This window comes from Edaphobacter flagellatus (assembly GCF_025264665.1).
GTDB classification, from domain to species: Bacteria; Acidobacteriota; Terriglobia; order Terriglobales; family Acidobacteriaceae; genus Edaphobacter; species Edaphobacter flagellatus.
In genome coordinates this window covers 1743861-1768533 of sequence record NZ_CP073697.1, presented here as the reverse complement: position 1 = coordinate 1768533, position 24673 = coordinate 1743861, and the positions used below count along the sequence as shown (strand labels likewise).

Annotated in this window: 26 protein-coding genes and 1 tRNA gene; 12 read left to right on the top strand and 15 right to left on the bottom strand. The window is 57.8% G+C overall.

Annotated features, from left to right (window positions below):
• Position 1: 1 nt before the first annotated feature.
• From KFE13_RS07515 to KFE13_RS07490, 6 genes are all read right to left on the bottom strand, one after another.
• The gene (locus KFE13_RS07515) at positions 2-754 is read right to left on the bottom strand and encodes a TrbG/VirB9 family P-type conjugative transfer protein (protein ID WP_260706545.1); all 753 of its coding nucleotides are present in this window, start codon (positions 752-754) and stop codon (positions 2-4) included.
• Positions 755-763: 9 nt separating this feature from the next.
• Positions 764-3226: a VirB4 family type IV secretion system protein gene (locus KFE13_RS07510; protein ID WP_260706544.1), complete on the bottom strand. Its 2463-nt coding sequence runs from the start codon at positions 3224-3226 to the stop codon at positions 764-766.
• A complete protein-coding gene (locus KFE13_RS07505; protein ID WP_260706543.1) occupies positions 3213-3527 on the bottom strand; it encodes a VirB3 family type IV secretion system protein in 315 nt (104 codons plus the stop codon). Before KFE13_RS07505 ends, KFE13_RS07510 begins: the two co-directional genes overlap by 14 nt.
• A 16-nt stretch (positions 3528-3543) precedes the next feature.
• Positions 3544-3870, bottom strand: a complete 327-nt coding sequence (locus KFE13_RS07500; protein WP_260706542.1) for a TrbC/VirB2 family protein — start codon at positions 3868-3870, stop codon at positions 3544-3546.
• A 321-nt stretch (positions 3871-4191) separates the two neighbouring features.
• Entirely contained in the window at positions 4192-4917 is a 726-nt protein-coding gene (locus KFE13_RS07495) for a DNA methyltransferase (RefSeq protein WP_260706541.1), read from the bottom strand.
• Between the two features lie 325 nt (positions 4918-5242).
• Positions 5243-5686, bottom strand: coding sequence for a hypothetical protein (locus tag KFE13_RS07490; protein ID WP_260706540.1), 444 nt, complete (start codon positions 5684-5686; stop codon positions 5243-5245).
• Positions 5687-5924: 238 nt separating this feature from the next.
• Between KFE13_RS07490 and KFE13_RS07485 the strand changes: the two genes are divergently transcribed.
• The gene (locus KFE13_RS07485; RefSeq protein ID WP_260706539.1) at positions 5925-6134 is read left to right on the top strand and encodes a helix-turn-helix domain-containing protein; all 210 of its coding nucleotides are present in this window, start codon (positions 5925-5927) and stop codon (positions 6132-6134) included.
• A gap of 74 nt (positions 6135-6208) precedes the next feature.
• Complete coding sequence (locus tag KFE13_RS07480; RefSeq protein ID WP_260706538.1) at positions 6209-7441, top strand: tyrosine-type recombinase/integrase; 1233 nt, start codon at positions 6209-6211, stop codon at positions 7439-7441.
• Between the two features lie 5 nt (positions 7442-7446).
• On the opposite strand, the gene KFE13_RS07475 is transcribed toward KFE13_RS07480, so the two are convergent.
• Positions 7447-7523, bottom strand: a tRNA-Val gene (locus KFE13_RS07475).
• Positions 7524-7680: 157 nt separating this feature from the next.
• Here KFE13_RS07475 and KFE13_RS07470 point away from each other — a divergent pair.
• Entirely contained in the window at positions 7681-8265 is a 585-nt protein-coding gene (locus KFE13_RS07470) for a CDP-alcohol phosphatidyltransferase family protein (protein ID WP_260706537.1), read from the top strand.
• Here KFE13_RS07470 and KFE13_RS07465 read toward each other — a convergent pair.
• Positions 8262-8501 (bottom strand): hypothetical protein, encoded by a 240-nt coding sequence (locus KFE13_RS07465; RefSeq protein ID WP_260706536.1) that lies wholly within the window; start codon positions 8499-8501, stop codon positions 8262-8264. The genes KFE13_RS07470 and KFE13_RS07465 overlap by 4 nt on opposite strands.
• Positions 8502-8613: 112 nt before the next feature.
• Here KFE13_RS07465 and KFE13_RS07460 point away from each other — a divergent pair, with 112 nt between their 5' ends.
• The 5 genes from KFE13_RS07460 to KFE13_RS07440 all read left to right on the top strand — a co-directional run bounded on the left by KFE13_RS07460 (position 8614) and on the right by KFE13_RS07440 (position 13122).
• Positions 8614-9078, top strand: coding sequence for an RrF2 family transcriptional regulator (locus tag KFE13_RS07460; protein WP_260706535.1), 465 nt, complete (start codon positions 8614-8616; stop codon positions 9076-9078).
• A gap of 36 nt (positions 9079-9114) precedes the next feature.
• Complete coding sequence (locus KFE13_RS07455; protein ID WP_313900690.1) at positions 9115-10389, top strand: IscS subfamily cysteine desulfurase; 1275 nt, start codon at positions 9115-9117, stop codon at positions 10387-10389.
• 134 nt (positions 10390-10523) lie between these two features.
• Positions 10524-11972, top strand: coding sequence for a zinc dependent phospholipase C family protein (locus tag KFE13_RS07450; protein ID WP_260706534.1), 1449 nt, complete (start codon positions 10524-10526; stop codon positions 11970-11972).
• Positions 11973-12109: 137 nt separating this feature from the next.
• Positions 12110-12529: a Fe-S cluster assembly scaffold IscU gene (iscU, locus tag KFE13_RS07445; RefSeq protein WP_260706533.1), complete on the top strand. Its 420-nt coding sequence runs from the start codon at positions 12110-12112 to the stop codon at positions 12527-12529.
• A gap of 95 nt (positions 12530-12624) precedes the next feature.
• On the top strand, positions 12625-13122 hold the full coding sequence (locus tag KFE13_RS07440) for a HesB/IscA family protein (protein ID WP_260706532.1): 498 nt from the start codon (positions 12625-12627) through the stop codon (positions 13120-13122).
• A gap of 62 nt (positions 13123-13184) precedes the next feature.
• Here the strand turns inward: KFE13_RS07440 and KFE13_RS07435 are convergent, their stop codons facing one another.
• Positions 13185-14084, bottom strand: coding sequence for a hypothetical protein (locus KFE13_RS07435; protein ID WP_260706531.1), 900 nt, complete (start codon positions 14082-14084; stop codon positions 13185-13187).
• Between the two features lie 339 nt (positions 14085-14423).
• Here KFE13_RS07435 and KFE13_RS07430 point away from each other — a divergent pair, with 339 nt between their 5' ends.
• Positions 14424-15275, top strand: a complete 852-nt coding sequence (locus tag KFE13_RS07430; RefSeq protein ID WP_260706530.1) for a hypothetical protein — start codon at positions 14424-14426, stop codon at positions 15273-15275.
• 19 nt (positions 15276-15294) lie between these two features.
• Here the strand turns inward: KFE13_RS07430 and KFE13_RS07425 are convergent, their stop codons facing one another.
• Positions 15295-18684, bottom strand: a complete 3390-nt coding sequence (locus KFE13_RS07425) for a TonB-dependent receptor (protein WP_260706529.1) — start codon at positions 18682-18684, stop codon at positions 15295-15297.
• Positions 18685-18747: 63 nt separating this feature from the next.
• On the opposite strand from KFE13_RS07425, the gene KFE13_RS07420 reads away from it, so the two are divergent.
• Positions 18748-19230, top strand: coding sequence for a helix-turn-helix transcriptional regulator (locus KFE13_RS07420; protein WP_260706528.1), 483 nt, complete (start codon positions 18748-18750; stop codon positions 19228-19230).
• Here the strand turns inward: KFE13_RS07420 and KFE13_RS07415 are convergent.
• The 5 genes from KFE13_RS07415 to KFE13_RS07395 form a co-directional block, all read right to left on the bottom strand.
• Complete coding sequence (locus KFE13_RS07415) at positions 19227-20531, bottom strand: dihydroorotase (protein ID WP_260706527.1); 1305 nt, start codon at positions 20529-20531, stop codon at positions 19227-19229. The genes KFE13_RS07420 and KFE13_RS07415 overlap by 4 nt on opposite strands.
• Positions 20528-21493, bottom strand: a complete 966-nt coding sequence (locus KFE13_RS07410) for an aspartate carbamoyltransferase catalytic subunit (protein ID WP_260706526.1) — start codon at positions 21491-21493, stop codon at positions 20528-20530. The genes KFE13_RS07415 and KFE13_RS07410 overlap by 4 nt, the downstream gene beginning before the upstream one ends.
• A gap of 6 nt (positions 21494-21499) precedes the next feature.
• On the bottom strand, positions 21500-22072 hold the full coding sequence (gene pyrR, locus KFE13_RS07405; protein WP_313900689.1) for a bifunctional pyr operon transcriptional regulator/uracil phosphoribosyltransferase PyrR: 573 nt from the start codon (positions 22070-22072) through the stop codon (positions 21500-21502).
• 71 nt (positions 22073-22143) lie between these two features.
• Positions 22144-22806, bottom strand: a complete 663-nt coding sequence (locus KFE13_RS07400; RefSeq protein ID WP_260706525.1) for a hypothetical protein — start codon at positions 22804-22806, stop codon at positions 22144-22146.
• A 48-nt stretch (positions 22807-22854) separates the two neighbouring features.
• Positions 22855-23469, bottom strand: coding sequence for a hypothetical protein (locus KFE13_RS07395; RefSeq protein WP_260706524.1), 615 nt, complete (start codon positions 23467-23469; stop codon positions 22855-22857).
• Between the two features lie 277 nt (positions 23470-23746).
• Between KFE13_RS07395 and KFE13_RS07390 the strand changes: the two genes are divergently transcribed.
• Together KFE13_RS07390 and KFE13_RS07385 are read left to right on the top strand one after the other, a co-directional pair.
• Positions 23747-24286, top strand: a complete 540-nt coding sequence (locus tag KFE13_RS07390) for a MerR family transcriptional regulator (protein ID WP_260706523.1) — start codon at positions 23747-23749, stop codon at positions 24284-24286.
• Positions 24279-24644, top strand: coding sequence for a hypothetical protein (locus tag KFE13_RS07385; protein WP_260706522.1), 366 nt, complete (start codon positions 24279-24281; stop codon positions 24642-24644). The genes KFE13_RS07390 and KFE13_RS07385 overlap by 8 nt, the downstream gene beginning before the upstream one ends.
• The last annotated feature ends 29 nt before the right edge of the window (positions 24645-24673 follow it).

Sequence of the window (24673 nt, the reverse complement as noted above, 5' to 3'; positions counted from 1 at the left end):
CCTACTTCGCTTTCCGCTCGAAGTCGAGCCTGTGCTTGCCGATTTCGAGATAGCCCTTATCGACCATCGTGGGCAGGATGTAGGTGCCGTTCTTCAACTGGAAGGTGATGAGGTCGGGCTTTCCATCCTTCAGCTCATAGACAGAAAACTTCTCTGCAGCCGAGGACTTGATGTAGGTGAACTTGTCGTCGTGATAGATGGCCGAGACATCGAATGGTGATTCGTTGTGATAGCTGTAGTCGAACTTCAGCGCCTGGGTGGGATAGTCGGCGCGGAACGCTTCTACGGCGGTTGCGGCCTGTCTTTGCGCAAGTTGCGCGGCTGCACGGGCGGTGTCTAGTTCGGCGGCGGGAACGAACTGCCGCGCGCCGTTCGCGGTGGCGAGAGAAGACGGGTCGGATGGCTCAATTACGACCTTCAGGTCAGGATCGCCGGTCTCAACGTCATCAAGCGTGAAGGAATACACGCTGCCGTGGTCGGTAATGAGGTTGAGGTTGGAGTGGATGCCCTCCTTGGCCGGATGCAGGAAGCAGTAGTTGCCGACCGTATCGATAATCCAGTAGTCCTTATCGCCGGTAGCGACCTGCATGATCTTCTCGGTCGATGGCAGCTCGATCAGCGTTGTGTAGCCCATCTTTGCGCGCACATTGACGATGTCGTTGGCGTGGTACTTCACGATGCGGGCGGACTGTTGGCCGTGGGCAACAGTAGCGGCCAGGCCAAGTAGGATCGGGATGACAGGCGAACGAGACATAAGGCTCCTTTAGCGGTTGAGTGGGTTGGGAAAGTCCTGGACCAGACGCAGAAGCCCCTGCTCCGGCCCATATCGGGCGAAGTATTCCTGCTTGCGCACGTTGTCGCGGGGCGTATTGGTCGCCATCCAGTAGCTCAGCGGGTCAACCGAAAGCTGAAGCTTCTTCGCATACTGCGGCTGCTTGAATAACAAGTCGCGTTTGGGGACGAGCGATTCGAGCAGTTCGAGATCTGTGTCGTTCAACTGGAAGGCTTCGGCATAGAGCTTGCGGTCGATGCCCGGATTTGCAAGGAAGATACGGCTGGGGCACGACTCGTTCACCAGTTGCAGCAGGTTGTTGTTGACCAGCTCGATCATCGATTGCGTGGTCAGGATCATGGCGGCGTTCAGCTTCCGCCACGTCTTCTCGGCTCGTATAACCCAGTCGTGGATGATCTGCCGCTTGAAGAAGATCCATGCCTCGTCGATGACGAAGAGCTTGAAGGTAGCGATGTTCTGCTTCTTCTCGATCTCTGACGCCGCGCGCTGCAACAGATAGAACAGCATCGGCTCCAGCACGTCCGGGTATTTGTCCCAGCCATCGAAGTTAAAGGTCTGGAAACGGGAGAAAGCGAGCGTATCCTCCACGTTGTCGAACAGGTAGCCGAACTGACCCGATTGCAGCCAGCGATGCAGACGCTCACCGAGCGGTCCGACGATAGAAGCAAAGTTGGTGAGCGTCCGGATCTCACGCGGCAGCTTGTACACACGCTCGATGCCGGCGAAGAGTGCCTTCTCATCCTCTGGCGTCAGCTCATAGCGTCCGCCAGCCTCGATGAGCACGCGTAGAAACAGATAGAGAAAGTTCTGGTTCTCATATGTGGGTTCCAACGAGAACGGATTGATACTGAAGCCTGGGTCCTTCAACCCGACGTTGAGATAACTCCCGCCGAAGGACTGCGTCAGCATCTGGTAACTGGCCCCGAGGTCGAAGATGAAGGTCAGCGGGTTGTATTTCTGCGCAGACTGCACGATGAAGTTTGTCGTGAATGACTTGCCGCTGCCGATCGCTCCAAGGATGAAGGCATTCGGCACATCGCCCCAGTGCAGGTTCAGGTAGTAGGGCGTTCCGTGTGTGGACTCAAGGACAGCCAGGTATTCCTGATCGAGCTGGTGGTTCCATCGGGAGCCTGGGTCGACCGTGAACAGAAAGGAAAGATCGGCATAGTTCGCGTTCAGAGCCCATTGCTTGCGAAGGTTGAACTGCTTGTTACCGGGAATCGTCGCGAAGAACGCATTGAGAAGGTTGTAGCGTTCCTCATAAAGAAGCCCATCGTGCTGCGTGAAGAGTTTCTGGAATTCGGCAACTGCGTGTTCAACCTTGATGCGGTCTTTGTCGTAGATGATGACCGACAGCGTGAACTCACCGAAGGATTTTCCTTCCATGCCCATTGCAGTGAGCGCATTTCCCAATTCCGCAACCGCAGCGGCTTTCGAATCATCGACGAGGTTGTCCTGATTGCCGGTATTGTCCCGGTCCTGAAGGTTGGAGACGAAGCTGGTCTTCGAGTTGTGATAGTGACGGCGACGGGATGCGATCTCCTTCCGCGCCTTTTCGTTCGGGACTGGATGCCACTCGGTAACGACATGGAAGTTTGCAGGAATATCGAACAACCCCTGCAACAGCAGGGGGCGCGTTTCGCTGGGAAGTTCTTTCAGGGTGAGGACGCGGAGGTAGTCGTCATCGAGGCGCAGATAGCCGCGATGAGCCTCCAACTCCGAATCGCAGACCTGCCAATCGAGACGACGCGCATTGCAGAGCGGAGCGTTATCGATCTTCGCGGGGCGGAGATTTACGAGACGGCGCAGTATACGAAACGTCTCCTCCGCCCCTGGCAGCCCGACCGTCATCAGGTCGTTTAGCTGTCCACTCAAACTGTTCACCTTCTGCTGCAACCGCAGGCGGTCGCGCTCGATCTGCTCGTAGAGCAGAGAGCGCTCTTTATTACCGGAGAACAACGCGCGTAGGTCGCGCAGCGACGCGCGTGGGCTCTTCGGCAACTGCGACAGAGCATGGAGCAGGCCGGTCTTCTGGTAGCTCCCATCCACCATGACCACCCAGAAGATCTCGATGCTGTAGAGTTGGTCGGACTTAGACTCGAGGAAAGCTGCACGCTGCTCCACGGCTGCCCGCACCAGCGGGTTCTCATATTCCTCGTGGGGGATGTGCGGGTGATTGCGCTTGAACAGAATCTGATAGAGGCGGCACCTATCATCGAGCGAGCGGAAAGCGGCTTCGAGGCGCTTGATCGCGTAGTCAAGCCCGGCATGATCGAGGCTCTCGTAATCGATGCCACCGATCCTGAGGACGCTGCCAAGATCGCCTGACTTGGTGAGGAAGCAGTGCTCGTCCCAGAAGCCGTACAGGTTCATCTGTGCGGCGAAGGAGCCCGCTTCCTTCCAGTCCTTCGTAATGTGCTCAACCTTGTGCATGGCGCCTCGCGATGCGTATGTGTGTTTCCTCATCTTTCATGGGGTCGTAGCGGCGGCGGAACTTGCTGCTGTTGAAGAGCACACGCAGAATCTCCACGTCGTGCTTCGTAGCGATGCGGGCAGCAATCACGCCCATGATGAACAGGCCGATTCCACCGAGCAGTGAATGCAAGAGGGAGAAGATGGCTCCTCCCGAGATCAGAGCGACGAAGAACAACCGTCGCTCTGCTCCCAGGACAGTCAGCGGCCGGTTCATGGCCTTGAAGACTTGATTGGTACGACGTTCCGCTGACCGAGACAAAGGATCACCTCCTTTCTTACGGAAAGAGCCAGGCCATGAAGTTGACTGCGCCTATGGCCATGCCAACCCCGAAGACGATGCCAGCGAGCATCTTTTTCGACTGCCCCTCGCCATAAGCGAACATGAGTCCACCGACGACAATTGCGACCAGCGAGAGGCCGGTGGCGATCGTGCCGGTGAAGGCGGTTTTGAGGACATTCACTGCGTTCTCCCACGGATCGCTGCCAGTTTGGGCATAGACCGGCAGGGCTGCGAGGAAGATTAGGGATGGAATTGCAAGTCTCCGAGCATGTGTCTTCCATCGCTGAAAACAGGAGAATCGAATTGAAATAGGGATCTTCATACGCTCCTTTCGTGTGCGTTTTCCGGCGAGTGGATACTCCCGGCTGCAACGTTCTGGAGCGAAGGTAGGCGAGAATGAGGCGGTCGATTATTACCTTTTTCGACGCATTATTCCATTCAGGACAATAATCCCCGAGGGGCATCGGAGGTGCGTTTGGCACCGTCACAGAGCATGTAGGAATCCGCGCCGTGCAGGCGCAGAGCATGGCATTCCCACCATGATCAGCAAAGAACCCGCGGGACCGCCGTGGGTCAAGGCAAGAGTAAACACGGCTTCAGAGAAGTGTTCGCCTTGAGGCACGGCGGACACGCGAGCAACATCTCACGCATGGCGGGAATGCCCTGAAAGCTTCGAGAGCCGCCTGGCGGCGACTCTCTGGTGAACTCTTTGCAGCCGTTCGGTGGAGAGATGAAAGTACGTGTCATCCATCTCCATGCCGATATATCTGCGGCCCACGAGGATTGCAGCTGCGCAGGTGCTCCCACTTCCTGAGAAGGGATCAAGTATGGTCTCTCCCCGGAGGGAGAAACTACGAATGAGCGATACCAGTGCAGGTATTGGCTTCTGCGTAGGATGCAGCTTGTTGCCGCTATAGGGCATATCCATCACATCGCCGAGCGGCTGTTTCGGTAGCGGAGGTTTGCCTTTGGCCAACAGGAATGCCTGCTCGTGCTGATAGCGGAGGAACCGGCTCTTCGAACTGTAGCTCTTGCGAAATACGATGTGACCGACCGGCTGAAATCCTGCGCTGCGCCACGCTGCGAAGAATGCATCGATCTTCGTCCAGCCGTAAAACATCACTGCCACGCGGTCCTGCTTGAGGACACGGTAGGCTTCGGACATCGCAGGCTTGAGCCAGCCGTCGTCGACGTCGTTGTGAATGGTGCGTCCTGTGCGATCGCGGTAGTTCACGAGATAAGGCGGATCGGTCAAGATGAAGTCGACGCTGTTTGGCGGCATCTGCTTCAGGATCTCGATGCAGTCGCCGTGGTGAATTTGATTGGTGAAGCTGGTCTGCTGCTCGCTGTGTATCGCTGTGGTTGCCATCTCTGAATCTCCTTTGGTCCCTCGTCTCTGAAGTCGCTCGGGACACACCACGCGAAGCGATGCGAGGGACCCGCCTCCCAAGGGAAGCAAGTGCATTTTCGGAAGGTTCAGGAAATGTTTCTGCGTTTTACTTTTGGCCGAAAGATTTCCTGAAAGCCGAAAAAGCAGAACGCGCAGAGTCCGCGGGGCGGCGGCTAAGGCCCGAAGCGGTGTCCGAGCGATGCAAGAGCAATGGGATTGGAGATCAGGAAAGACTGGCAAACGCTGAAGCGAGACCGAGGCGCTGAGAGCGTTTCCCCCAGAGGTCGAGGATGGTTGCAGGCTACTACTGAATAGACTCCGTCTGTCCACCAAACATCATCATCGCGATGGCTGTGACCTGTCGCATGACGTCGTCGGGAAGCACCCGTGCAATGGGCTGGGCCGCTTCGATCTCGGCCTGATTGGGCACAAGGATTTCTTCGTCTTCGCAGTCGGTGGCATCGTTCGATTTGAGCAGGCGCAGGAACTCAGCTTTGTTTTCCGGCGATGAGAACGAGAACAGCAACTCGTATGCGTCCGCTTTTCGATCTCCGGTGAGCGCCAGCATGCGCGTATCGGTGATCTGGGCATACGCGAGCATAGAACCGATGGCCTCTATTCCTCGCGCGCGATCCTCAGCGTCGTCCGTGCGGAGAAATTCAATTAGGACAACCCAGTCGCCCTCATCGCGCCAGTAGGGTGGGACGGATGGTGCACCGCCGGGCGGAATTGTGGGCGTGTTGCTCATCAGTTGAATCGATCATCGCGTATACCTCCGGCAGGAAGCAACTCTCCGGAACGTGCCCCTGTGACCCTTATGCAGGGAAGTGTGGCTGCTCTGGTTGGAATAATGCGTCGAAAAAGGTAATAATCGCCGCCTGAAATTCGCTCTATCGTCGGCCTATCGGCACTACCGGACGCGACTTCGCGCACACCCGGACCCCGCTCTTGGCATGTTGCGGGAACTGCTGCCGGCAGGAGATGGAATGCGAGAAGAAGACAACGGACAGAAGAAGGAATCGACGGAGTTCGAACCGCTTTTGGATAGCCAGCAGGCAGCGGACCTAATGGGGGTGCATCCCGAGACAGTGAAGCGGAGGGCGCGGAGCGGAGAGATTCCGGGGATGAAGCTCGGCAAGGTATGGCGTTTTCGCGCCTCCGGGTTGGAGACATATATCCGCAATTTGATGCGGTAATTTGCGACCTCAGCCGCTGAAAGTATGGCACCATCGAAGTCAGCGGTCTGTGGCCAACGAAACGAGAGGACAACATGTTTCGACGGACACGATATCAACAAGGAACGATCGACCGCGTGAAGAGGAAGCAGGGCCCGGACTGCTGGATCTTCCGCTGGCGTGAGACGGATGCCAGTGGGAAGCGGGTTCGCCGCAAGGTGGTTCTCGGCACGATAGAGAAGTATCCCACCGAGTCGAGTGCTCTGAAGGCTGCCGAATCTTTACGCGTTACTATCAACGAAGAGCAGCCCCGATTCCCCCAGCAACCGGTCTCGGTGGCCGCTCTCATTACACACTTCAAGCTTCATGAACTGGGTCCCATACAGGAAGACGATGAAGGGCGGGCGTTCTCTACGCGCACGGTCTACAGCGACTTTCTTCGGTTGTATGTCGAACCGAAATGGGGCGACTCCGGGCTGCGTGAGGTGAGGGCAGTGGCTGTAGAGAAGTGGCTCCGCACGTTGCCGCTGGCCAGGGGAACGAAATCGAAGGTCCGCAACATTATGAGCGTTCTGTTCAACCATGCGATCCGGCACGAGTTCCTCCCACAGAACTCGAACCCTATCACGATGGTTCGGCAGAGTGCGAAGCGGATAGGCGTCCCAGACATCCTCGATGTCGCGGAACTCGTGGCCTTGTTTGAGGAGCTGTCGCACCGGGAACGGGTGATGGTCTTGCTTGACGCGCTTACCGGGCTGCGCCGCGGGGAACTGATGGCATTGAAGTGGCAGGACGCCAACTTCGAAGAACTGGAGCTTTCCGTCACGCGGTCGATCTATCGAAAGGTCGTGGGACGGTGCAAAACTCTGGCCTCGGAGAAGCCGGTTCCGCTTGACCCGTGGATCGCCGAGGAGCTGCTGACGTGGAAGCGGGGATGCCCCTATAACCAGCCGGAGGACTGGATCTTCGCCAGCACGCGAATGAAGGGGAAGCAACCCTACAGCCCGGATTCGATCCTGAAACGGTGCATCCGTCCTGCGGCGACGCGGGCGAAGATCGCCAAGACGATTGGCTGGCACACCTTCCGGCGCACCTTTTCAACCCTGCTGAAGGCCAATGGCGAGGACGTCAAGGTGGTGCAGGAGCTGTTGCGGCATGCGAGCACGAAGATCACGCTCGACGTGTACGCGCAGGCGGTGACGCCGGACAAGCGCCGGGCGCAGACGAAGGTGGCGGATATGCTGCGGGCAGGGGTTGGAGCCAGGAAGAAATCCTTATTGGACCCTTCTGGACCCTCGACCATTTCTCAGGAGGCTGTAAGTGATTGAGAATATGGTAGGCACGAGCGGATTCGAACCGCTGACCTCTACCGTGTCAAGGTAGCGCTCTAACCAACTGAGCTACGCGCCTGTGCGTTCTGTTAGTGTAACCGGAACATGCGCCGCGTCGCAACCGAACCTCGTTGTGCGACCATGAAGCAGATTGTTTTTGCTGCACTCTATTTCCCTGAGGGGATTCCGGTTACGATGAACAAGCCCTAAAGCATTCATCGACCTGCTCATCGCGCGTGCCATTTTTTCGCCAAGTTCGAGCCACACCCAATCTGCTGACGCTGCTGCGTCTGTTCGTTGTGCCGTTCATCGTCAACGAGATTCTCGATGGCAATTTCCCCCTGGCCTTCGCGCTTTTTCTATTCGCCGGTATTACGGATGCTCTCGACGGACTGCTGGCTCGCGCATTAAGTCAGAAAACGACGCTCGGTCAATATCTCGATCCCATTGCCGACAAGCTGTTGTTAAGCACACTCTTTCTCGCCCTTACGCATGTGTCGCTCATCCCGCGATATGTCACGGTGCTGGTCTTCAGCCGCGACCTGGGAATTCTGCTGATCTCGACCGTCCTGTTTGCAACGGGCACACTGCGAGACTTCCGGCCAAGCCTGCTGGGCAAGTTGAATACGCTGGTTCAGATTCTTGGTGTGATTACAGTCATGTTCGAACGGGTCTGCATCAGCCAGAGCTGGCGAGCGGCAGCCTGGCTGGCTCCGGTCACACCGATGCTGCTGCGTGTGATCGCAGTGCTCGCGCCTGTTTCTGCCGCTCAATATGCGTGGATTGTTCTGCGCAGGATCAATACGCCGACCGCCGTCTAGCGGCGTTTGCGTGGTTTTGGAGTCGGACGCTCTTCGGCCTCGTCCTCTCCTTCTTCCTCAATGGCGATGTCGCTGAATTCGGTGGAATCGAAGATCTCTCCGCAGCTCTGGCATTCGACAAATTCGGCATCTTCGTCGCGGGAGACGATTTTGACTATAGGGTGTTTGCACTGGGTGGTCATGGGGAGAAAAGGTTGGAATGCTTGGATTTTGCCCGTGCGCGCCTGTCTTGTCAACTAGTTGAAGGGGCTATCTTCCGGCAATCCGTTGTAGTTCGAGTATCGGCTTGCAGCGTGGTCAAACCAGCCTTACACTGAATAAGGACTGAAATTGTCCGTGTGATCAACCATGCTAAGGCTGACCAAAAAAGCCGATTATGGCCTGATGGCCCTCAAGTATCTGGCCGAGCAGACAGATGGCTCCGCGCAGAGTGCTAAGGACATCGCCGAAGCCTACCACATCCCGCAGCAGCTGCTTGCCAAGATTCTGCAGACGCTCGCCAAGGCTGGGTTGCTGGTTTCGCATGCTGGAACGCATGGGGGTTACGCCCTCGCCAAGCCGGCGAAGGAGATTTCGGCCTTTGAGGTCATTCGCGCCATCGATGGGCCGCTTTTCATCACAAGCTGCATTACGATTCACGGAGCCTGCGACCTGACCAGCACCTGCACCATCAAAGAACCATTGCGCAAGGTGAATGACAGCATTAAGGAACTGTTGAGCGGAATTCATATCTCCGACCTGGTTGAATCCGGAGAGAGCGCGCCCTCGCGCGGGGTGACGGTGGGCGGCGGTCTGGTCACGATCGCCCTCTAGCCACAGATAAAGATTGAAGAATTCAGGAGAACGAGTATGAGCAGCAATGGAACTGGAGTTGTGATCGCCGAGTCGTCGAAGCCACTGCCTGAGGGCGTGAAGCTCCCCATCTACATGGACAACCACGCGACCACGCCACTCGATCCGCGTGTGCTTGAGGCCATGATGCCGTACCTCACCGGCATCTTCGGCAATGCGGCCAGCCGCAATCACAGCTTCGGCTGGGAGGCTGAGAAGGCCGTCGAGAAGGCGCGCGAACAGGTTGCGAAGCTGATTGGCGCTTCTGCCAAGGAAGTTATCTTTACCTCTGGCGCAACCGAATCGAACAACCTCGCCATCAAGGGCATCGCCGAGATGTACCGCGAGCGCGGCAACCACATCATCACGCAGGTCAGCGAGCACAAGGCTGTCCTCGATACCTGCAAGAAGCTGGAGAAGCAGGGCTATCGTGTCACTTACCTGCCTGTACAGGCAGACGGTCTCATCGACATTGAAGATCTCAAGCGTGCCATCGACGATCAGACGATCCTCGTCTCGATCATGTATGCAAACAATGAGATCGGCGTCATCCAGCCCGTTCGCGAGATCGGCGCGCTCTGTCACGAGAAGGGCATTCTCTTCCACACCGACGCGGTGCAGGCTGTGGGCAAGATCCCCGTCGACGTGCAGAAGGACAACATCGACGTCCTCTCGCTCTCCGGCCATAAGCTCTACGGGCCGAAGGGTGTCGGCGCGCTCTACGTTCGCCGCCGCAACCCGCGCGTGCAGATCTCGGAACAGATCAACGGTGGAGGCCACGAGCGCGGCATGCGTAGCGGCACACTCAACGTACCCGGCATCGTCGGCCTTGGCGCGGCATGCGAGATCGCGATGAACGAGATGGAAGCGGAAGGGAAGCGCGAGCAGGAGCTACGCGATTACCTCAAGAATAAGCTCGAGAACGCGCTCGACTACGTCCACGTCAACGGCAACATGGAGCACCATCTGCCCGGCAACCTGAACATGAGCTTCGTCTATGTCGAAGGCGAGTCGCTGCTGATGGGCATCAACGATATCGCCGTCTCCTCGGGCTCGGCCTGCACCTCGGCTACGCTGGAGCCAAGCTATGTGCTCAAGGCATTGGGCCTGGGTGACGACGTTGCGCATTCGTCGATTCGCTTCGGGCTTGGCCGTTTCAACACGAAGGCCGAGGTCGATTACGTCTCCGACAAGATTATCGATGTGGTGCGGAAGCTCCGCGAACTGTCGCCGCTCTACGAGATGGTCAAGGAAGGCATCGATCTCACGAAGATCGAGTGGGCGGCCCACTAATCAATATTGAAACCAGAGAAGGACGCGGCTTCGGCTGCGTCCTTCGTGTTTTTTATGGGAAAAACCATCGCGCAGTGGCATTTTGCCGTCATAGAGAATGCCGGTCTGTACGATATTCTTTACGGCTAAAAGCAATGCAAACCATCTCACGGTTTTTAATTGCCCTCCTTCTCCTTTGTCTGTTTGCGGCTCCTACAGCGGGCGGCTATTCGCTGCTGACGCACGAGCAGCTCATCGACCTTACGTGGGACACTTCCATCGTCCCGCTCCTCAAGAGTCGCTATCCGACACTCACCGACGCTCAGATCGAACATGCACGCGCCTATGCCTATGGTGGCTGCGTCATACAAGACATCGGTTACTATCCCTTCGGCGACGCCTTCTTCTCCAATCTCACGCACTATGTTCGTTCCGGAGATTTCGTTGTTAACCTCTTTCGTAACGCCGGCAATGCGGATGAACTAGCTTTCGCGGTTGGCGCTCTCTCACACTTTATTGGTGACAGCATCGGCCATGCTACGGCCACGAATCTTGCCGTACCGGTGGAATTTCCAAAGCTGGGCCAGCGCTTCGGCAAGTCCGTCAACTATGCGCAGGGCGAATCGCAACACGTACGTACTGAGTTCGGCTTTGACATCAACGAGATTGCACACGGACACTTCGCTCCCGTCCACTATCTTCGTCACGTAGGGCTTGAAGTGCCGCAGAGACAGTTAGAGCTGGCCTTCTATCAGACCTACGGCCTGGCTGAAGACTTCAGCGCGGGGCGCGGCAAGCGAATCAACGTAAAAGGGTATCGTTTCGCAGTTCGAAACTTCATTCCGCGCGTGGCCTATGCGGTCACTCTGTTGCATCGGCATCACGAACCGCCTGTTGTCGATTCTCCGGAGTTGCAACAGCTGACTGCCCAGATTACGGCCGTGGCCATAAAAAACAATTGGGATCAATATCGGCGCAAGGCCGGAATCGGAACCTATACGCTTGCGGGGCTTATATGGATTCTGCCGAAGGTCGGTCCAATCAAGTTTGCTGCAGTGAAGGGGCCAACTGTGGATACCGACCAGGACTATCTCCGCTCTGTCATTCGTTCGGTAGATATGCTCAACACAACCCTGCGCCGCTTTACTCCGCCTCCCGAAACCGGAGCGGGGGCAAAACAGGCCGCAGCGGCAGATACGCATTCGCAACCTCCGCCATCCGACCCTCTGCCAGCCAGGCCGGATGCTTCGCAGGCCAGTATTCGCGGAAGTGGAGACGCCCATCATCCATTGCGCAATCGGGATCTGGATACGGGTGCAGTCGTCAAACCAGGTGGCTATCCGCTTACCGATGACACCTACTGTGCTCTGGTGCATCATCTGGTAGCCAAGCCCACGCAGCCGATTCCTCCGGGAATCAAGGAAGACATCCTGGCCTATTATGCAGACATGAGCCTTCCCTTTTCTACGCAACAGCATAGCGATCAATGGAAGGTCCTGCAGGCCGATCTGACAACGTTGCGCACGATGCCTACCAGTGAGGAACCGCTCCCATTCCCAACCTATGGGCCTGATACCGAAAATTTGCAGAACTCCACCAGGTAATGGCTTGCCGTCAAGTCACTCATTCTAAATTGTTTATGCGCGAATTCAGGCAGAAATAAATCAATGCGGTATTTAGCAGACATCTAGCGCACCAAAACAGTCCGAGTTATCATCTAAAGAAGCGAGGACATATCCCCATGGCATACAGCGACAAGGTCGTAGACCACTACAACAATCCCCGCAACGTCGGAACGCTTGACAAGGGTGCGCAGGAGGTCGGAACCGGCCTGGTAGGCGCGCCTGAGTGCGGCGACGTTATGCGTTTGCAGATTAAGGTCAACCCCGAGACGCAGGTCATTGAAGATGCGAAGTTCAAGACCTTCGGCTGCGGCTCGGCCATTGCTTCGAGCTCGCTCGCTACTGAGTGGGTGAAGGGTAAGACCGTTGCCGAGGCACTGGCGATTTCGAACACCGATATCGTCAAGGAGCTTGCGCTTCCCCCGGTGAAGATTCACTGCTCGGTGCTGGCTGAGGATGCTATCCGTGCGGCGATCGGTGACTGGAAGAAGAAGAACAGCGTCGCGGAAACCGAGACGGCTGCAGTTGCGGCTCACTAACTTTCTGCGCTGAGGCGCACAACATACAGGCGCCCCGTTTTTCGTAGATGTAAAACGAAGCGGGGTGCCTTCTTGCATCACGGCAGGTTTTGACGATGGCAATGGTTTCGATTCAACCGACAACTCCGCAGGGCGCGACGGCGGCTGCTCCAGAGCAGCCGAAGGATCCGTTTGCAGGCATGACGTTGTTGTCTGCCGAAGGGCAGGCACCACGCGCCAAGGCTGCTGTCGAAATTACGAAGAACGCGCTGAAGCGCATCCGCGTGGCGATGGCGAAAGAGGGTGTCTCGCCGGAGCAGGGCGGTTTGCGCCTGGGTGTGATGGGCGGTGGCTGCTCGGGCTTGAGCTACTCGATCCGGTTCGACTCACAGCCACGCGAGCGTGATCGTGTCTTTGTATTCGGTGCAGGTGTGGAGACACCCGGTGATCCTACGGATGGAAAACCTGTGCGCGTCTTCGTCGACCCGAAGAGCTTTCTCTATCTCGCCGGTATGGTGCTCGACTTTGAAGAGACGCTGATGCGGCAGGGTTTCAACTTCATCAATCCGAATTCGACGAAGAGCTGTGGCTGCGGATCCAGCTTTACCGCATAAATCTGAAATCGATATGAAAAAGCCCCGGTACTGACCGGGGCTTTTTCTTTCTCAAACACACATCAGTTCTGCGCTGGTTGCACCTGAAGTGCTTCGGCCAGTTTGAATCGCACGATTGATTCCGACGGGATATCGACATCGCGGTTGCCGGTCAGGCCAGCGGCTGCCGTACCTGCGCCTGCACCGGCGAGTCCGCCGATCAACAGGCCGGTGCCTCCAGTGGCGACGCCACCGATCAACATGCCGAGACCGGTGCCTCCTCCAATGAAGGCTGCGGAGCGCTTGCCCTTGCCCTTCTTCGTGCGCGTCAGGCTGCTGGTTGCCAGTGGATAGCGTGTGCCGTTCAGTGTCATGGAAGTGAGCCGAAGCTGGAGGATGGAAGCTCCTTTAAAGTGGCCGCGCTTGTGTGCAGCGGCAACGACACCTCCTACTGGCGTACCTTTGGGAACAATGACGCGGCCATTGTCATCTGCAACCGGATCGACGATCTCACCGTCGAAGCGGTCGCCGGGGCTGCTGGTCTTCACACTGATGTGCTGGTTGATGCGGATGGCCAGGGTTGTTCCGGCAGGAATTTTAACGTCCGCAGGGACGATGATGGGATTGCCGGGCGTAGGCCTTGCGACCTCTGGCTGTCCGTTCACCATCACGGTGGCCTGCGAAGATGTCGGCGCAGGCTGACCGCCGGCAACTGCAGGTGTATTTGCGGGAGCTGAGCTCGGTGGGGTCACAGTCGTCGTTACGGTCTGGCCCGTCTGTCCAGGAGTCGGCGGCTGAATGGTGGTCGTTACGGTATTGCCGTTCTTATCGACCGAGATCACCTGTTGCGGCTGTCCGGTCGCAGCTGCCTGCTTCTTCGCATCTTCAATGGCCTGGTCCTGCTTCGATTTACTGCACCCGGCGAGCAGGGAAAGCGACAGCATAGCTGCAAGTGCCGGTTTCAAAATAGGGGAGGTCGTCATTTTTCGTGCCTTTCGTCGTGTCGTGTTGTATCACGGAACTCTCTGATTCAGAGCCTCTTGTACTACGGGAAGAAGAAATTCCTTCTGGAGAAGTTAGATGCCCATCCAGGTCGAATGACTGTCTGCAGATAGGCCCACAAATAGGGTTTAGGATGGAGTGAATGGTTGCTGCGATGCAGAAATGCATGTAAGTTGCATACTTACGGAAAGACGAACCGATCTCGATGCGTTGGGCGGCGCCAGCTTCTGGCCACGAATACTGGAATTTCATCAATAAGAGGAGAATCTCTCACCTACGGTGAGTCTATTCGCGTAAAAACGCGTCTTACCAATCAATCTATGTCATTTGGTGCCAGGAAGTTATTGGATTGTTATGCGATCCGCGCTCTGATTCTCCTCGTTGCAATGGGTGTGGCTTCCACGGCGCGCGCGCAGCAATTGACTGCAGCCAACAACGATCCACTCTCTAATCTGCCCGATGCTCCTCTGCCGGCTGGTGTACAACAGCAGACCACGCCATCCTCGTCTGCGTCCGATAGTGCTTCTTCTTCAACTGCTGCGCAGCCTTCACCGGCATCGCCATCGCAGCAATCCGGTTCTCCTCCGCAGCAGACGCAGCGCGTCCTTGGCATCATGCCAAACTTTAATGCAATAACAGCGGACACAAAACTGCCTCCACAAAGTGCAAGGGACAAATTTGTGCTGGCGGCGCGTAACAGCTTCGACTATTCGTCGTTTGCGCTTACGGCGATCCAGTCGGCGATTTCGATGGCTTCGGATTCTTATCCGGAGTTTCATCAGGGTGCAGTGGGTTATGGCCGCTATTACTGGCATACGCTGCTTGACACCGCAGATGAAAACTTCATGGTGGGCGGAGCCGGCCCGGCGATCTTTCATCAGGACAGTCGCTTCTACACGTTAGGGCATGGAGGCTTTCGCAAGCGCGCCCTCTATGCTGCCACCCGCGTGCTGATTACGCGCACTGATGCGGGGAATCGGACCTTCAATTTCTCCGAGATTGTCGGCTCGGGCGCTTCTGCCGGCGTCTCATCGCTTTACTACCCTTCGGTGTATCGAACCTGGACGAAGGTGGGCCAGAAGTGGCTTACGAGCTGCATCATTGATTCGGCAAACTACGTCTTCAAAGAGTATTGGCCCGATATCAATCGCAAGGTCTTCCACACAAAGTAAGTCCTCGATCATTCGAATTCTAGAAATGCAGCTTGGCCGCAACCTGCACAACCCGCGGATCTGCGGTGGTTGCTGTGATCGAACCGAAGTTCGCAACGCCGACCGTTGCGTTCGGTTGCGCGAAGGCTGGCGTATTCGTTGCGTTGAAGACCTCGCCACGCAGCTCCACCATCAGGCGCTCCGTGAATTGGGTGTTTTTCGTCAGTCCCACATCGAGGTCACGATACGCGGGACCGCGTGCCGGGTCTCGCGAGGCGTTGCCCAGTTTGAATTGCGGGGTGATGGAGAATGCATTTGTATTGATAAACCGCGCTACGGTCCGCTGATCCGCCGGGAGATTCGCATTGCCGCTGATCATCGGCCTTTGCGTGCCGAAACCGGCAAAGGCATTGAAGTTCGTCGCCTGCGCGATTGCGAACGGCATCCCGCTCTGCAGGGTCACAATGCTGTTAACATTCCATCCGCCTAGTAAATAAGCCAGCATGCCCGACTGCGCGATGCGGTGTCCTCTGCCCATAGGGATGGCATAGACAAGCGAGCCCGCTGTTACATTCGGCATATCGCCCAGTGAAGCATCGCGTTCCAGCGAAGGGTTGAAGCTGTCAGCGACAGGGAAGTTGGCCACCGGGCCGGTCAACACCGAAGAGTCAAAGACGGAAGAGGCATCGTCCATCAGCTTCGAGTGTGTGTAGCTGAGCAGCGCCGTAAGGCCATAGCTGGTGTGTTTCTCCATCTTGATCTCTGCTGCGTTGTAGTTTGTTCTGCCTGTGTTTTTGCGGAACGAGGCGACAGTCAGGAATCGCGGATAGGGTTTCATCAACTGTGCAACAGAGATATTCTTTCCGCCGATCGAAGAGGAGACAGAGATCTGTCCGTAGTAAGGATTGGCCGTCGTCGCCGTCAGCGAAGCTCCTTGCGCAAGCTGCGCGACGGTAAGCTGGTTGAGGTTGGTGTCGGGGATGCCGACGCGTGTAATCACCGAGCCTGTGTAGGCCACCTCAATGGAAAGATCGCGCATCAGCTCGCGCTGCACGGCGAGGTTCCACTGCTGTACGTAGCCCGAGCCCAGCTTCCGGTCCACGGTGAAGACGCCTTGCCCCAATCCAGCATCTGCCGTCAGCGGAATCGGCGCGACGGAGGGCCCCTTCGACAAGACGAACGCAGGGTTGATGCTGTCGAGCGTCGATTGCTGCACGGTCTGCAGGAAGGGGAACTGCGGTGTAGTAAACGGTGTTGTGATGCCGGTCTGCTCGATAAAGATGAGCCCATAACTGGAGCGTATGACGGTCTTCGGGGTGACCATATAGCTGAAGCCCAGGCGCGGCCCGAAGTTGCCATAATGCAGCTCACGCGCCGAGCGCGAAAAACCATTCTGCCCGAGGTATTGATACTGCTGCGTCGCAAGGTTAAAGACAGCGCCTTGATTGCTCGCCTCGGTCGAAGGGAAGTTCAGCGTCCAGCGCAGGCCGGCGTTGATAGTGAGCCGTGGCGTAGCCTTCCAGTCATCCTGCGCGAAGAACTCAGCGATATGCGCGCGAGGACGTATCGTGCTGCGCTGTAGATCGATCGAGAAGGTGTTGACCTGACCCAGAAGAAAACTTGCCAGTGCGTTGCCTGAATTGGTCACACCGCCTTGATTGGTGAACAGTGTGGAGAAGCCGAAGCTTCCTGTTGGATTCGGTGGCTGAACCGCGTCCAGATGCTCCCACCGCAGGTCGATACCTGCCTTCAGAGCATGTCGCCCTTGAACCCGCGAGACCATATCGAAGACCTGTGTCACGTTGGTCGAAAAATTAGAGAAGGTGCTTGCCGAAGGGCCAAGCTGCGTGATGCCGGCGATGGCAAACACGGGCAGGGCATTATTGAAAGCAGCGTTTCCTGGAATGCCTGGAATGCCAAGCGCAGCCGAAACCGTGTCCGTTAGCATTGGGCCGGTCCGACTGAGCGCGCGGCGGGTGTATCCGAAGCGCGTCTCGTTCACCGTACGCGCATTGAAGCCGTGCGTCTCATTCGCCACATATTGTTGGCCCAGCGTCCGAGAAAGCCCGATCACATTTCCCGTTGCTAGAATCGTGCCGGTGATCGTGCCGCTTCCATCGGGCAGCGGATAGACGGGCTGCTCCACATCGTGAAAGTAGGTATAGCGCGCGAAACCGCGATCGTTGGCTGCGATCTGCGCATCCAGACGCAGGTCGAACTGATTCTGGTGATCGATATCGTTCGCCACGCGAACGTAGTTGTTTGCGGCAGCGTTGCTGGTTGGCAGAGGATAGCGTTTGAGCAGAGCCAACGCGGCGGAATCGACACGATTCAACGGAATCGTATTACTCGCAAACTGCTTGCGTGTGTAGCTCGACCCGGTCTGTACCGTTGTTGCCGGATCGAAGATCGCATCGGAGCCGAAGTTGAACCCGGTTGTCGGATTGCCGTTCGCATCGGGATTGCCGCGCTGCGCAAGCGTCGGTACGCTGCTGGTACGCACGACGCCAACCGCTTGATTCGTACCCTGATAATCCGCGAAGAAGAACAGGCGGCGCGGCAGCAACGGTCCGCCAAGCGCTCCTCCATACTGATTGCGTCGAAAGAGCGGCTTCGCTGTGGTGGGAGGCGTGAAGTAATTACGCGCGTTCATTGCTTCGTTGCGCAGAAATTCATACAGCACGCCGTGCAGATGAGTGGTACCTGCTCTGGTTGAGAGATTCACCACGCCGCCATTGAAGCGTCCAAACTCGGCCGACACGCCGTTCGACATGATGGCAAACTCGTCGATGTCGTTAATGATGGGAAAGAAAGCTACCTGTCCAGGCTCTGGCTGCAACGCCGATACGCCATCGTACAGATACTCGTTCGTGCGCGGACGTCCGCCATTGATGCGTGGCAGCAGTGTTCCAGGTGGCAGCGAGACACCAGGAGTCAATGTTGTCAGCGCGATCATGTTGCGTCCGTTCAGCGGCAAAGCGGTCACCGATTCGCGGCTAATCACAGTGGTCAAAGCACCCGATTCGCTATTCAGAATAGGAGCGTCCGCTGTGACGTTGAGTACCTGATTGTCGCTACCCGCTTGGAGTGCCATATCAATGCGCTGCCGTTGGCCGGTCTTGATCGTCACCCCGAAACGTTCGATCGAGACAAATCCCGAGGCGTCCACGCGGATGGCATAGATGCCGGGACGCAGCGATGTTACGGCGTAATCACCCGTGTTCGTGGTTTCGGTATGCAGCTCAACGCCCTGTGCGGCTTGCGGCTTGAGGGTGACCTTCGCCTTGATCACGACCGCGCCATTGGCATCCGTAATCGTTCCTGTCAGGTCGCCGCTTCCACTCTGTGCCCAGGCACTTGTAGCGATGGAAACCCAGGTCGTGAGGCATACAACAGCCGTAATTCGCCAAAATATTTGGGTGGAATGCATATAACGAAATTACACGATTTATAAATATCGAAAATATGCGTATATCGGTTCTCAGAGATTTTCGTGACCGGCTGTGCAGAACTGCCCGGAAGTGACGGTATACACTACGAGCGAAATTCGAGGTGCACTATTTCGACTTCCGAGAACCTTCTGAAACCACGCGAAGCCGCTGCAGAATTAGGACTTAGCTATCCCACCATCAAGCAGTGGATACTCGCCGGAAAGCTCGCCACGGTCAAGACTCCGGGTGGCCACCATCTCATTCCGCGCAGCGCACTGGCCCCCCTGTTGAAGGCAGCGCCAAAGCAGAAGGAGACACGGGAGCGCTTTCGCAGGGTGAGTGGGCGAAATCAGCTGGTGGGGAAAATTGTCGAAGTCAAAATCAGTGGTTTGCTGGCAAAGGTGGTTCTCTCTATCGGTGACCAGCGCATCACGTCCATCATCACGGCTGATGCCGTGCGCGAGATGCAGCTGCGCAAAGGGCAGACAGCCGCCGCTTTGATGAAGGCAACAGAGGTGATGATTACCCGCGTTGATCAGCCTTAGCCGCGGTAAACGATGCGGCCTTCTGAGATAGTTGCCTTCACCTTGCCGAGCATGGCTGCACCGTCGAACGGTGTGTTGTGGGATTTCGACAGCGTCGTCTTCGCATCGTAGTGCCACTCAGCTCCGGCATCGAAGATGACAATATCGGCGAAGTGTCCGCGTCCCAGCGCGCCCCGTCCAGCTACGCGGATAATCTCGGCAGGCGTCGTACTCATCAGCGAAACGATGCGCGACAGCGACAATCCCTGTCCGCGATGCAGCACGCGCAGCGCAAGTCCAAGAGCCGTCTCAAGGCCGGTAATCCCGTTGGGTGCGCGCTCAAACTCCTGCTCTTTCTCATGCGCAGCATGCGGAGCATGATCGGTCGCAATGCAGTCGGCCGTACCATCGACCAGTGCCGCCACCATCGCAGCACGATCTGCCTCAACGCGCAGCGGGGGATTCATCTTTGCGTGGGTATCGTAGTCTCCGATGGCCTCATCCATCAGCGTGAAGTGATGCGGCGCAACCTCGCAGGTGACGTGCAGGCCTTCCTGCTTGGCGGCACGGATGGCCTGCATCGCACGTGCCGTTGAGACATGTTGCACATGCAGATGCGGCCGCAGTCCTTCTTTTTTTTCAATATCGCGTAGCAGCTGAAGATCACGCTCGACGATCCGTGACTCAGCTTCGACGGTCATGCCGCGCAGCCCAAGACGAAATGCCACAGCACCCGCATTCATGCTGCAGCCGCCAGTCAGGCGTGTGTCTTCGGCGTGCTGCGAGACAGGCACCTCGGCTCGCGCCGCAGCCACCAGCGCCGCTCGCATCACGTGATCTTCGAGCACCGGCTTGCCATCGTCCGTAAATCCGACTGCTCCTGCCGTACGCAGAGCATCGAAGTCGGTCAACTCGGCGCCCATGCTTCCTACAGTGGCAGCCGGCATGGCGAACAGCTTGATAGCCGGATCCCTGGCGGCATCGAGCATCCACTCGAGCTTCGCAACCGTGTCGTTGACCGGCACCGTGTTCGGCATGGCGACGACGCTGGTAAAGCCTCCCGCCGCGGCCGCTCGCGTACCTGTCGCAATCGTCTCTTTGTACGTCTGACCGGGCTCACGCAGATGCACATGCACATCGATCAGCCCGGGGGCAACGATCATGCCTGTAGCGTCGATAGTCTCTGCGGCAGTTGCTCCGCGAAGCGCTCCCGGAGCCTCGACAGCGGCAACATGACCATCGCGCAGCAGCAGGTCGCGCGGGGCATCGATATGGTTCGCCGGATCAATCAGCCGCCCGCCAAAAATCAGAATGTCACTCATATATTTCCATCCAGCGCGCGCACCAGCAGTGCGGAACGAACCCGAAGACCATGCGCCACCTGCTCTTCGATCGCCGACTGTGTCCCATCCGCCACATCGCCTGCAATCTCCAGCCCGCGAATCATCGGCCCCGGATGCATCACCAATGCTTTAGGTGCCGTAGCCGCGAGGCGTTCTCCGTTCAGTTGATAGCGCTCGATATAATCGCCGAGGTCAAGTTCCAGTCCCGCCAGCCGCTCCTTCTGAATGCGCAGCATCATCGCAACCTGCGACTGCCTCAGCGCGCGGTCGAAATCGCGCTCGATCTCCACCCCAGGTCCCAGCTCTGCAGCCTCCTGGGGAAGCAGCTTCTCCGGGCCACACAGAATCACACGCGCACCGAGACGCGGCAGCAGCAGCGCATTCGACCTCGCCACGCGGCTGTGCAGAATATCTCCCGTGATGACGACCGTGACGCCCTTCAGCGAATCGGCCGTTACGCCTGCCGCAGCCTGCGTTCCATGCAGCCGTGTCAAAATCGTCCGCAGGTCAAGCAGCGCCTGCGATGGATGCTCATGCATACCGTCGCCTGCATTCAACACCGGCAGGCCCGTCTCTCGCGCCAGCACAAACGGCGCGCCCGAAGCAGGGTGCCGCAGGATAATGCACTCCGCACCCAGCGCACGCAGCGTCAACCCTGTGTCCTTCAGGCTCTCGCCCTTTTCGATGGAGGAGGATTTATCGCTCACCAGCGTCGTCGTCGCTCCCAGCGACTTCGCCGCCAGCTCAAACGAGGTACGCGTGCGCGTGCTCGATTCATAGAAGAGCAAGGCAACAGTGCGTCCCGACAGAATCCTCGCACGCTCTGCTGCCTCCATCTTCTCCAGACGAGCTGCAAGCTCCAGCACAGACGAAACATCGGTTACAGAAAGATCACGAACGCTCAGCAGCGATCCGGCAGCGTATCGGGTACTCAGAGTCATCAGGCCTTAGTCCACTCGCTCGACCAGCAGTACCTGCTCCTGGCCGTCCACCTCGTTCAACTTCACCTCGATGATCTCGCGGTTCGAAGTTGGGATCGCGCGGCCGACGAAGGTAGCTTCAATCGGCAGCTCGCGATGTCCGCGGTCGATCAGCGCCAGCAGTTGCACACTCTTCGGACGTCCGTGGTCGAACAGTGCATCCAGCGCGGCGCGAATCGTCCTGCCGGTATACAGCACATCGTCCATCAGGATGATGTCGCGGCTGGTCACATCGAAGCCAATGGCTCCGGGAGTCACCGTCGGGCGCGGGCCATCGGTCGAAAGATCGTCGCGGTAAAAGCTGATGTCCAGCACGCCGGTGTCGATCGGGTGCTTTTCGATGCCGGCGATCAGGGTGCCGATGCGCTGCGCCAGCGGAACGCCACGGCGCTTGATGCCCACCAGGCCAAGGTTCTCGCCGCCATTGTTCTTTTCGACGATCTCGTGCGCCAGGCGCACCAGGGTTCGTTCAATCTCCGAGGCCGACATCAGGCGGCCCTTCTCGCGAATAACGGGCTTTTTGACTGTTTCCTGGCTCATAACTGTTCCGCTCGATGATATCAGCAGAGCCGACGTCTTCGTTTTGCAGTTTGTTCGATCTTCGCCCGTCTTTAGGAGCGCCGGGTACGAAGCAGCCCGCTCAGGGCACCGCCTATGGCCGAAAGCACCATCACAAATCCCGACATCATAGCGAACCCGGCCAGCATAATCCCAGCCTTGAACTCCGGCATTTTGATATACCGCATGGCCTCGGCAGGCCGCGGATTCATCGCCGCCGCCTTGTCGAGCTGCGCTTTGAGCTCGCTATCGAATGTGCCCATGGCATGCAGGCCATACCGCGCCACCAAGCCGGTCACGGCCATCGAAACCGCAATCGAGAGCACCAGTGCCAATCCCGCCATTACGCCGATGCGTGCACCGATGCCTGCATCCACCCAGGCCTGTGGCCTGCGCCGCTGATACAGGCTCATCACAATGCCTGCACCGCTTAGAGTCCATAGCCAGCTCAGGAGCGAAAGTGCAGGAATACGGGTGGCAATGACGCTCAACAACGCTGCGACCCCTGCAACGCCCGCCGCGCATAGGATCGCTGTCTTCCACTCAATCTGACGTGGCCTCGGCGGAGGCAGGATGCCGGTCGATTCGCCTTCAGCATCGGTCGCGTTTTGTGATTCGGTCAGGTAAAGCTGGGGAGCTCCGCAGTGCGCACAGAATGACGAACCACCATCCTCCGTAGCAAGTGCTTCTCCGCATCGATGGCAGTACTGGTGCATAACTTCAAGCTATCCCAGCCCAAACCCATCCAGCAAGCGAGGCCACGACTACTGACGCGCGTCGGAGTCTCCGTCACCTGTGAAACCAACCGGCAGATCAAGTGCCACCAGGCCAAACTTCGTGCCTGTGCCGTCCTGCTCGATACCCACAATGTGCTGATGCTGCTTCGATCCCGCCTTAAGCTCCACCTTTGCAGAAGAGGAATCGTTTCCATTCGCGTGTGCCTTGCCCTTGTCATCGTCCGAGCAGGTCAACCCTTCATCGGTGTGTGTCGGCGTACCGATGGGCTGGTTGTGGTTGCACGCAATCACCGTGCCGTACTGCTTCAGGGCGTTCCGGTAAAAGGCGGTGACTTTATCCTGATCGTCCGGCGTCTTGTAGCTTGCGGCCTTCACCCGTAGCTGAAACTTGCCGAAGCTGAAGTTCACATCGGCGGAGCCATTGTCCTTTTCATTCTTCTTCACCAACTCCGCGCCGGGATATACCGGAAGGCCCAACCCCTCCACCGGGCCCGCATCGCTCGTCTTCACCTTCATCCCGCCGAATGGGGTCGCGACGCTCACGTTGTCGTTCTTGCCGTCCTTGTTCTCTTCAACCTTGCAGCCGATCATCGCTGCCAGACCGAGAACAACACCTGCCGCTACCATCCGCTTCCTGTTCATGGCCTCATATTCTCCTCAGCAGACTCTACGCTGTTCATGTCTCAGCGGTTCCTTCGCCTGTTGGCGCGCCCGCGCGCTTCTTTTAGAAATGCGTTGTACCGCTTTTTGAGCGCGCCTGTCATTTCACCACACCCGAACGGTTCGGGCGAACAAAAACTGGTTCCCCCCAACCCTCACAAAGCAAACTCTTTCCGCATCTCATTTCCATGGATATTGTGCCCTCCCTCTGCTCTATACTTGACGGCAGGGTCCCGGTCCACCTTCTGGAGCTCCTGGCATGGCGCAGCACCAGCCAATTCGAAAAAGTACTCCTCCCGGAGCATCCGACATTCCGGACAAGCTCTACTTCCGCATCGGCGAGGTCTCGCGTCTCTGCGATATTCCCGCCTACGTCCTGCGCTTCTGGGAAAGCGAGTTCCCCCAGCTGAAGCCGCACAAGGGAGGCACGGGCCAGCGGCTCTACCGCCGTCGCGATGTCGAAACCGTGCTGCACATCAAGTCCCTGCTCTATGACGAGGGCTACACCATTCCCGGCGCGCGTCAGGTCATCAAGTCCGAGCATCGCCAGAAAGACTCCTCGCAGCTTCCGCTCATCGACACCGGCTCGCGGCCTGCAGGTATTCCGCAGCTGCGCCGCCTGCAAAAGGAGTTGCGCGATCTCCTCACGCACCTCTCCAATCCGCCTGCCAGGACAGTCCACAGCATCCGTGCCGCGCGCGCCGGCTCGCCCTCTCCGCGCGCCGGCGCATCGGCACGCCGCCTGACGACAGAACGTCTCTTCGATACCCCGCCGGATTCAGGAAAGACACGTGGCTGAACGAGGATCGCGCTGGTCATCGCAACGTCCCAGCCGGGCTGAACGCGGCGAGGCTCCCTTATTGCCTTCCCGCAACGGCGAGCCGATCTACTGCCAGTTCTGCCCCGGCCAGGAGTTCCGCCGCTCCCGCCTGCGTTCCGCCGACATTCGCCAGCTGCTGCAAATGCGCTATCCCGTCCGCTGCCTCCGCTGCGGCCAGCGCCAGCTCGTCAGCTTTACCGTCGCCGCGCTTTCGCTTCCATCCAGCACCCATCAGCCGCGTCCCAAAAGATCGGAAGAGTTCGAGAGGAACTGGACCGAGCCCGCCGAGCGCATGGTGCTGCAGCAGACCGGCAAAGAACCGCCGCCACAGGCGTAGAGTTGCTCCGTGCGCCAATCCGCCGAACC

Coding starts and splice junctions, on each gene's coding strand:
- KFE13_RS07515 (WP_260706545.1), bottom strand. CDS start 754: ATGTCTCGTTCGCCTGTCATCCCGATCCTACTTGGCCTGGCCGCTACT.
- KFE13_RS07510 (WP_260706544.1), bottom strand. CDS start 3,226: ATGCACAAGGTTGAGCACATTACGAAGGACTGGAAGGAAGCGGGCTCC.
- KFE13_RS07500 (WP_260706542.1), bottom strand. CDS start 3,870: ATGAAGATCCCTATTTCAATTCGATTCTCCTGTTTTCAGCGATGGAAG.
- KFE13_RS07495 (WP_260706541.1), bottom strand. CDS start 4,917: ATGGCAACCACAGCGATACACAGCGAGCAGCAGACCAGCTTCACCAAT.
- KFE13_RS07490 (WP_260706540.1), bottom strand. CDS start 5,686: ATGAGCAACACGCCCACAATTCCGCCCGGCGGTGCACCATCCGTCCCA.
- KFE13_RS07485 (WP_260706539.1), top strand. CDS start 5,925: ATGCGAGAAGAAGACAACGGACAGAAGAAGGAATCGACGGAGTTCGAA.
- KFE13_RS07480 (WP_260706538.1), top strand. CDS start 6,209: ATGTTTCGACGGACACGATATCAACAAGGAACGATCGACCGCGTGAAG.
- KFE13_RS07460 (WP_260706535.1), top strand. CDS start 8,614: ATGCTAAGGCTGACCAAAAAAGCCGATTATGGCCTGATGGCCCTCAAG.
- KFE13_RS07455 (WP_313900690.1), top strand. CDS start 9,115: ATGAGCAGCAATGGAACTGGAGTTGTGATCGCCGAGTCGTCGAAGCCA.
- KFE13_RS07450 (WP_260706534.1), top strand. CDS start 10,524: ATGCAAACCATCTCACGGTTTTTAATTGCCCTCCTTCTCCTTTGTCTG.
- iscU (WP_260706533.1), top strand. CDS start 12,110: ATGGCATACAGCGACAAGGTCGTAGACCACTACAACAATCCCCGCAAC.
- KFE13_RS07440 (WP_260706532.1), top strand. CDS start 12,625: ATGGCAATGGTTTCGATTCAACCGACAACTCCGCAGGGCGCGACGGCG.
- KFE13_RS07435 (WP_260706531.1), bottom strand. CDS start 14,084: ATGACGACCTCCCCTATTTTGAAACCGGCACTTGCAGCTATGCTGTCG.
- KFE13_RS07430 (WP_260706530.1), top strand. CDS start 14,424: ATGTCATTTGGTGCCAGGAAGTTATTGGATTGTTATGCGATCCGCGCT.
- KFE13_RS07425 (WP_260706529.1), bottom strand. CDS start 18,684: ATGCATTCCACCCAAATATTTTGGCGAATTACGGCTGTTGTATGCCTC.
- KFE13_RS07415 (WP_260706527.1), bottom strand. CDS start 20,531: ATGAGTGACATTCTGATTTTTGGCGGGCGGCTGATTGATCCGGCGAAC.
- KFE13_RS07410 (WP_260706526.1), bottom strand. CDS start 21,493: ATGACTCTGAGTACCCGATACGCTGCCGGATCGCTGCTGAGCGTTCGT.
- pyrR (WP_313900689.1), bottom strand. CDS start 22,072: ATGAGCCAGGAAACAGTCAAAAAGCCCGTTATTCGCGAGAAGGGCCGC.
- KFE13_RS07400 (WP_260706525.1), bottom strand. CDS start 22,806: ATGCACCAGTACTGCCATCGATGCGGAGAAGCACTTGCTACGGAGGAT.
- KFE13_RS07395 (WP_260706524.1), bottom strand. CDS start 23,469: ATGAACAGGAAGCGGATGGTAGCGGCAGGTGTTGTTCTCGGTCTGGCA.
- KFE13_RS07390 (WP_260706523.1), top strand. CDS start 23,747: ATGGCGCAGCACCAGCCAATTCGAAAAAGTACTCCTCCCGGAGCATCC.